Source organism: Synechococcus sp. R6-10 (genome assembly GCF_047461815.1).
GTDB lineage: Bacteria > Cyanobacteriota > Cyanobacteriia > Thermostichales > Thermostichaceae > Thermostichus.
Genome location: NZ_JANSHW010000345.1, coordinates 1 through 7,192 on the forward strand (window position 1 = coordinate 1; position 7,192 = coordinate 7,192).

At 57.0% G+C, this 7,192-nt stretch carries 3 protein-coding genes and 1 CRISPR repeat array; of the genes, 2 read left to right on the forward strand and 1 reads right to left on the reverse strand.

The window, feature by feature from the left end:
• The first annotated feature begins 10 nt into the window (after positions 1-10).
• Positions 11-785: a CRISPR direct-repeat array (repeat unit 36 nt; unit sequence GTTTCCAATTTCTAGGGATCCCCCCGAAGGGGGAAC).
• 356 nt (positions 786-1,141) lie between these two features.
• Complete coding sequence (locus NW837_RS10085; protein ID WP_148202683.1) at positions 1,142-2,206, forward strand: spermidine/putrescine ABC transporter substrate-binding protein; 1,065 nt, start codon at positions 1,142-1,144, stop codon at positions 2,204-2,206.
• Positions 2,207-2,268: 62 nt separating this feature from the next.
• Positions 2,269-2,439 (forward strand): chlorophyll a/b-binding protein, encoded by a 171-nt coding sequence (locus tag NW837_RS10090; RefSeq protein WP_414331192.1) that lies wholly within the window; start codon positions 2,269-2,271, stop codon positions 2,437-2,439.
• A 182-nt stretch (positions 2,440-2,621) separates the two neighbouring features.
• On the opposite strand, the gene NW837_RS10095 is transcribed toward NW837_RS10090, so the two are convergent.
• On the reverse strand, positions 2,622-7,192 hold a 4,571-nt coding region (locus NW837_RS10095; RefSeq protein ID WP_414331194.1), incomplete at its 5' end, for a response regulator.

The following is a 7,192-nucleotide window of genomic DNA, read 5'->3' on the forward strand; positions in this document are numbered from 1 at the left end:
GACTCGTTACGTTTCCAATTTCTAGGGATCCCCCCGAAGGGGGAACAAACTAGTCTCCCCCACCAACACCCAGGTTGTTTATACGTTTCCAATTTCTAGGGATCCCCCCGAAGGGGGAACCCGCGAGGACAGATCGAACGAGTTTGGCCGGTATACCTCGTGTTTCCAATTTCTAGGGATCCCCCCGAAGGGGGAACGACCTTCAGCACCCAGGTTCATACCTGGGTGTTCTTGTTTCCAATTTCTAGGGATCCCCCCGAAGGGGGAACACGCAGTAGTCTATCACTACTGCGACCGCGACGTTTGGGTGTTTCCAATTTCTAGGGATCCCCCCGAAGGGGGAACAATCCTCCGGTCGGAGCAGTGCCAATTCCTTAGGGAGTTTCCAATTTCTAGGGATCCCCCCGAAGGGGGAACGGTACAGTCATCGAGTACCAGTATGTCCCAAACCTCGGCGTTTCCAATTTCTAGGGATCCCCCCGAAGGGGGAACCTTACATAATTACAGACATTCCGGTGATGGTCGAAGGGTTTCCAATTTCTAGGGATCCCCCCGAAGGGGGAACTGACGAAGACGGGTTTACCCAAAACCAGGTCAACTGGAGTTTCCAATTTCTAGGGATCCCCCCGAAGGGGGAACGAAGTACCCCCCTGCATGGGCAGTGGCGGGTAGCACGTTTCCAATTTCTAGGGATCCCCCCGAAGGGGGAACAACGTTTTGTTGAAAGATGACTACACGGTTTGCTGCGAGTTTCCAATTTCTAGGGATCCCCCCGAAGGGGGAACTCCACCCCTATTAAACCCAAGCAGGGCAAGGAATGCAAGACCCATTTGCGAGGGATCCGGAAAAAAGTCGGCAAAAAGAGCTGCGGCGAGGGGGTTTTGGGGCTGGAAAGCCTTGTGGCGCAAGGCATCGAGGGATCCGACGAAAGAATCGGCCTTTGCGGCTTTTGGCGGATCGCTCGCGGAGGCGTTGATACCGTTTGGGTGTTGTCTTGGAAACAAGGGTGAGTACCCGAGCCTCAACCGGAGTTTGCGGGGCTTGGCGATTGCCCAAGGCGTGCCCCCTAGCCGCGGGTGTAGCCGGCTGGGGGATGAAAGCAGATACGATGTTTTCAACTTTTCACAGTCGGAGAAATCTCATGAAAAAGTGGATTGCCTCGGCTACAACCCTACTCTGCTGTGTGCTTGTCCTGGTTTTGTTTTGGCCCCATGTTACCTCTGCCCAGAGGCAGACCCTCAATCTCTACATCTGGTCAGAATACATCGATCCCGACATCCTCACCGCCTTTGAAAAAGCCACCAACAGCCGCGTGCTGGTCAGCGTGTACGAATCCAACGAAGACATGGTGGCCAAACTGCGGGGGGGTGGCACCAGCCAGTACGACATTGTTGTTCCTACCGACTACATCGTGCCCAACATGTTGGAGCTGGGGCTGCTGCAGCCTCTCAACAAAGAATTGATCCCCAACCTAAGCAACCTGGGCGAAAAATTTGTCGGCCTGCCCTTTGATCCAGAAAACACCTACACCGCCGCCTATCAGTGGGGCACCACCGGCATTGGCTACCGCAAAGACCGCCTGCCCGAAAACTTTGAACGCTCTTGGGGATTGATTTTCGACCCGCAGCAGCAGTATGGCCCCTTTGTGATGATCGATGAGATGCGATCCATGATCGGTGCCGCTGCCGTTTACCTGGGCTTCGATATGAACACCACCGTTCGCTCCGAACTGCAGCAGATCCAGCAGCTTTTGATCGACACCAAGCGCCGCAGTGCCGGCCTAATTGGGGGCGTGGGGGGCAAAAACCAACTGGTTTCTGGAACGGCCAATGTAGCCATCGTCTACAGCGGCGATGCCCTGCAAGCTGCCGAAGAAAACCCCAACATCGGCTATTTTGTCCCCCGCGAGGGTGCCCACATTTGGCTGGATGTAATGGCCATTCCCGCCCAGGCCCCCAACCCCGAGCTGGCCAATCGCTTCATCAATTTCATCCTGGATGCTGAAGTCGGCGCTCAACTGAGCAACCACAACCGCTTCGCCACCCCCAACGCTGCAGCTCTGCCCATGATCAACCCAGAAGATCGGCAAAACCCGGCCATCTACCCTGACGAAGAGGCCCTTGCCAAACTCACCTACCTTAAAGTGCTGTCAGGGGAAGAGCTGCGCCTCATCGACGCCCTCTGGACAACCGTGAAAAGCAGCTAGGGATCCCTTGTTAGCTCTCGACACAAAACTTGACAATTTTTAATATCTGAGCCACATTAAAGATGTCACCCGTTGATGGAGCTAAAACCATGGAGAACCAAGAAGCTAAGTTTGGCTTTACCACCTTCGCCGAAAAATGGAATGGCCGTTTGGCAATGTTGGGCTTTGTGATCGGCGTTGCGACCGAGTTGCTGACCGGCCAAGGGATCCTCTCTCAAATCGGCCTGATGTAATCCCAGTAGACCCAAGACACTGCTGTAGATCTTTGCTGTAGATCTTTACAGGCCTGGCTGCGGCCAGGCTTTTGCATCGCTTCCGAATGCAACAGGCATGAAAATTTCTGCTGCATTGCTTCCTAACTCCCCTCTCTCTGGGAGAGGGGGTGGCCGCGGAAGCGGCGCCGAGCCTTTGGAATCTATCCTTCCAGATCTCGCAAGTACTGGCGGATATCGGCCAAGATGCGTTCTAGGTCTTCTGGGGCCTGGAGAGCGCGTGCCCATTCTAGGTCATGACCACCTTGGGATCCCTGCTGGGCCAGCGCTACCCCCAAGTGCTCCAGCTCGCGGACCACTTGGCAAAAAGCATTAGCTCCCACGTTGGAGCTGGCTCCTTTGAGGCGATGGGCGATCCGCCGCATTCTTTCTGCGTCGTAACCGGCAATGGCTTGGCGCAATTGCGGCAGCTGGTCTTCACAATCTTGGATGAACACCTGCAGCAGCTCCCGCTGAAACCCGCGATCCCCGCCGGAAACCTGATCCAGGTAGGCAGAGTCGATGGGATAGGGCAAGGTGGGAGAAGAGGGATCCCTGTCCCTACCGGGGGAGCTCGGAGAAGCTGCTTTAGAAGCGGATCCATTGGAGGATCCCCCTGCAGACTGAGCAATCACCTGGCTCCAGTGGTTGAGCAACCTTTGCAAATCTTCCTTCAGCACCGGCTTGCTGAGATAGTCATCCATGCCTGCCTGCAAGCAGCGCTCCCGATCCTCCTGCATGGCGTTGGCCGTGATGGCAATCACCACTGTGCGGTGGCCGGATCTCCGTTCCTGTTGGCGTAGGCGGCGGGTGGCCTCGTAGCCGTCCATCACCGGCATTTGGCAATCCATGAGAATAAGGTCATATCTGACCTGCTGCAGGAGATCCAATACCTCCTGACCGTTGGCCACCACATCGGCCTTGTAGCCCAAACTCTCGAGCTGGCGCAAAGCCACCTTTTGGTTGACGGGGTTATCCTCTGCCAGCAAAATGCGCAGGGACTGCTGGGGTCGGTCGGCCATAGGCGTCGTCTGAGAGAGAGGGGGGCCAATGCCCAAAAGAGAGGTGGAGAGGCCAGAAGATTTCCCCAGGGCCATGGCCAACGCCTCCTGAAGGCGGCTTTGTTTTACCGGCTTAACCAAGTAGGCGGCAAAGCCGATTTCGGCAGCGCGGCGGGAGTGCTCCCCCAGTCCCAGGGAGGTCATCATCACCAGTTGCGTCTCGGCCAGTTGCGGATCTGCTTTGATCCAGCGGCCCAAGGTCTCCCCATCCACCTCTGGCATTTGCATATCCAAAACGGCCAGGGGGAAGGGTCTGCCCTCGCGAACGGCTTGGCGCAGTTTGTCCATAGCCTGATAGGCATTTTCGGCCTCTTCCACCACCATTCCCCAAGCCGTGGCCTGGCAGCGCAGGATCTTGCGATTGGTGGCATTGTCGTCCACCACCAACAGCCGCTTGCCCTGCAAATCCACCGGGACACGAGCAGAAGGCTGGGCAAGCTGCTGGACGTAGGGCTGCCGCTCCAGGGTCAGCTCGACGCTGAAGGTGCTGCCCTGTCCCTCCTGGCTTTGCAACGAGATGGTTCCCCCCATCAGTTCTGTCAGTTGTTTGCAGATGGCCAAGCCCAGTCCCGTACCTCCGTATTTGCGGGTAGTAGAGGCATCCACCTGGCTAAACGGTTGAAACAGCTTGCTCTGCGCCGCCGCCGGGATCCCGATCCCGGTATCTCTCACCGAGAGCTTGAGGTGGACATGGGTAGCGGTTTCTTGCAGCACCTCTGCTTGGATCACCACCTCTCCTCGGTGGGTGAACTTAATGGCGTTGCTTACCAAATTGTTGAGGATTTGCCGTAGTCGCGAGGCATCTCCCCGCAGGTAGCGCGGCACTTCCGGTGGCATGAGCACCGCCAGCTCCAATCCCTTGGCGTGGGCAGTGGGGGCAAACAGATCCGCCACCTCTTCCAGACACGAGCGGAGATCGAAATCCAGGATCTCCAGCTCCATTTCCCCGGCCTCCAATTTGGAGAAGTCCAGGATGTCGTTGATGAGGGTGAGCAGCGCATCGCCGCTGACGCGGATGGTCTCTACAAAGTCTCGCTGTTCTGCATTGAGGGGGGTCTCCAGCAGCAGGCCCGTCATCCCCAACACCGCGTTCATGGGGGTGCGGATCTCGTGGCTCATGGTGGCTAAGAAGCTGCTTTTGGCCTGGGCAGCCTGCTCTGCTGCTTTGCGGGCCTGCTCCAGCTCCAGGCCGCGCTTTCTCTCCCGTTCCAAAAGGGCTGCCTGGGTGAGGGCAATGCCAATTTGGTTGGCCAACTGCGACAGCAGCTCCATCTCAAACGGCTGCCACTGACGCGGGCCAGAGCACTGGTGGGCCAGCAACAACCCCCACAACTGCTGCTCCAAAAACAGCGGCACCACCAAGTTGGCCCTGACCTGCATTTTTTGCAGCAGCTCTAGGTAACAAGGCTCCAGTCCTTCACTTTCCACATCGCTAACAACGCGAACGCGGCCCTGGCTGTAGAGCTGGGCGTACTTTTCCTGAAAACAGGGATCCTCGATCACCTCTCCCAGCAAGGAGGGGATCCCCGGCTGAGTTTTCTCTTTGGAGATGATCCCAGAACCATCCGGCTGGAAGCGGTAGACCAAGACTCGGTCCGCTTTGAGCAGGGCTTGGATTTCTGTTACCGTCGTCTCTAGGATCTCGGCGATATCCAAAGATTCGCGGATCTTCAAGCTGAGATTGGCTAGCAACTGAGCCCGGCGGTTTTGCCGCTCCAATTCCTCTGCCGCTTTCTTCTGCTCAGTAATGTTGCGGAAGATGCCTCGCGTAGCCACCATCACTCCATCTTCAAAGCGGCAGTTGACATTGCCCTCCACCCAAACGGTTTCACCGCTGGCCGTGAGGAAAGCTGTCTCTACTCTCTCTACTTTCTCCCCCGATAGAAGCTTCTGGAAAAGAGCCTGGCAGTGCTCCCGGCAGTCGGGATGGAGAATGTCGAAGAGGGTCATCTGATAGACCTGAGCTTCGTCGTAGCCCAAGGTCTCTTTCCAAGCGCGGTTGACATATAAAAAGTGCCCTTCGGCATCCACGCTCTGGATGAGGTCAGTGGCATTTTCAAAGAGATCTCGGTAGCGCTCTTCGCTTTCTTTCAAGGCCAGCTCCGCCAGCTTGCGGTCGGTGATGTCGATGCCGGTGCCCATGACAAACTCCACCTCGCCGGCAGCGTTGATTAGGGCGGTGTTAGACCAAGAAATAAGCCGCAGTGCCCCCTGCTTGCTGCGCCAAAAATTCTCATGGCGATTCAAAAAGAGGGAATAGTTGCCCTTGAGCTGTTCAAAAGCTTGCTTCACACCAGGCACATCTTCCGGCGGGATCAAACCCAAATCCCACAGCAGCCGGTTCTTAACTTCTGCCAGCGAGTAGCCAGAAAGCTGCTCGGCAGCGCGGTTGAAGCGCAGGATACGCCCTTCTGGATCCATGACCACCACCAGCGCCCCTGCCGTATCGATAACCGCGTTGGTAAAATCCCGCTCTTGCTTGAGGGATCGCTCTGCCTTTTCCCGCTCAGCACTTTCTCGGCGAATGAGGGAGTAAACAGCAGCCAAGATGCAGTAGGTAAACGTTAGACCCGCTAGCAGGATGGCATTGGTGCCGCTCCAGGCTAGCTGAAACTGATCGCTACTTTGCTGCAGCCGGCGGTGATCTTCCTCTTGTAGCGACGCTACCACGTCGACAATCCGCTGCCTCAATTTTTCCTCTTCCTGACTTTGCAGCGCTTCTTGAACCGCAGATAGCTCCCCTTGCTTCCTCAGCTCAATCAAATCATGGTTGAGTTTCAGCCACGGCGCCAGCAGCAGCTCTAGCCGGCTCAGGTGCTCTTGCTGCACGGGATCCAAGGCCGCAAATTCCTGTAGCCGATCCAGAAGAGCAAACAGCGAATCGGTGCTTGTCTGATAGCTCCGTAAGAAGCTCGCATTGCCTGTAAGGAGATAGCTGCGCTTGTGGACTTCTGCGGCCTCCACTTCTCTTAGCAGCTTCTCTAGAACCTCGTGCTCTTCTAGAAGCTGGGTTACCTCCCTGTTGATCTGGGGCAGACGGGAAGCAGCGCGGTGGGCGGAGTAGGCGATCCCTGCCAAGATCAGGGCAGCCAGGCCAAAACCGGCGGTAACTTTGAGGAGAAAGCGGTTTTTGCGGGCAGGTTTAGTATCCCCCGACTTAGGCAGCAGAGGCGTCTGAGCCAGTTCCCTCAAAGTACGGCGCAGCTCCAGTTGGGCCACCACCTGATGGGCCAGGGCCTTGAGCTGATCCAGTTGCTCCGGGCTGAGCTGCCGGGGTTGGAAATCGACAACGCAGAGGGTGCCCAACGCCTGCCCTTCCGGAGTTACTAAGGGCACGCCGGCGTAGAAGCGGATGTGCGGCTCTTGGGTAACAAAAGGGTTGTCGGCAAAGCGGGGATCCTGAGTGGCATCGGGCACCACCAGCGGCTCTTTAGGCGACAAGATGGCGTGGGCGCAGAAGGCCACATCCCGTGGGGTCTCCTGCACATCGACGCCGAATTTGGCTTTAAACCACTGGCGGTGTTCGTCGACAAGGCTGACCAGAGCAATGGGCGTGCCGCAGATGTGGGCAGCCAGCCGCACGAGTTCGTCAAAGCTGTTCTCAGGAGCGGTGTCCAAAATCTGATACTGCCGCAGGGCAGCCAGCCGTTGCTCCTCATTGGGGGGGAGGGGGG

Coding starts and splice junctions, on each gene's coding strand:
- NW837_RS10085 (WP_148202683.1), top strand. CDS start 1,142: ATGAAAAAGTGGATTGCCTCGGCTACAACCCTACTCTGCTGTGTGCTT.
- NW837_RS10090 (WP_414331192.1), top strand. CDS start 2,269: ATGTCACCCGTTGATGGAGCTAAAACCATGGAGAACCAAGAAGCTAAG.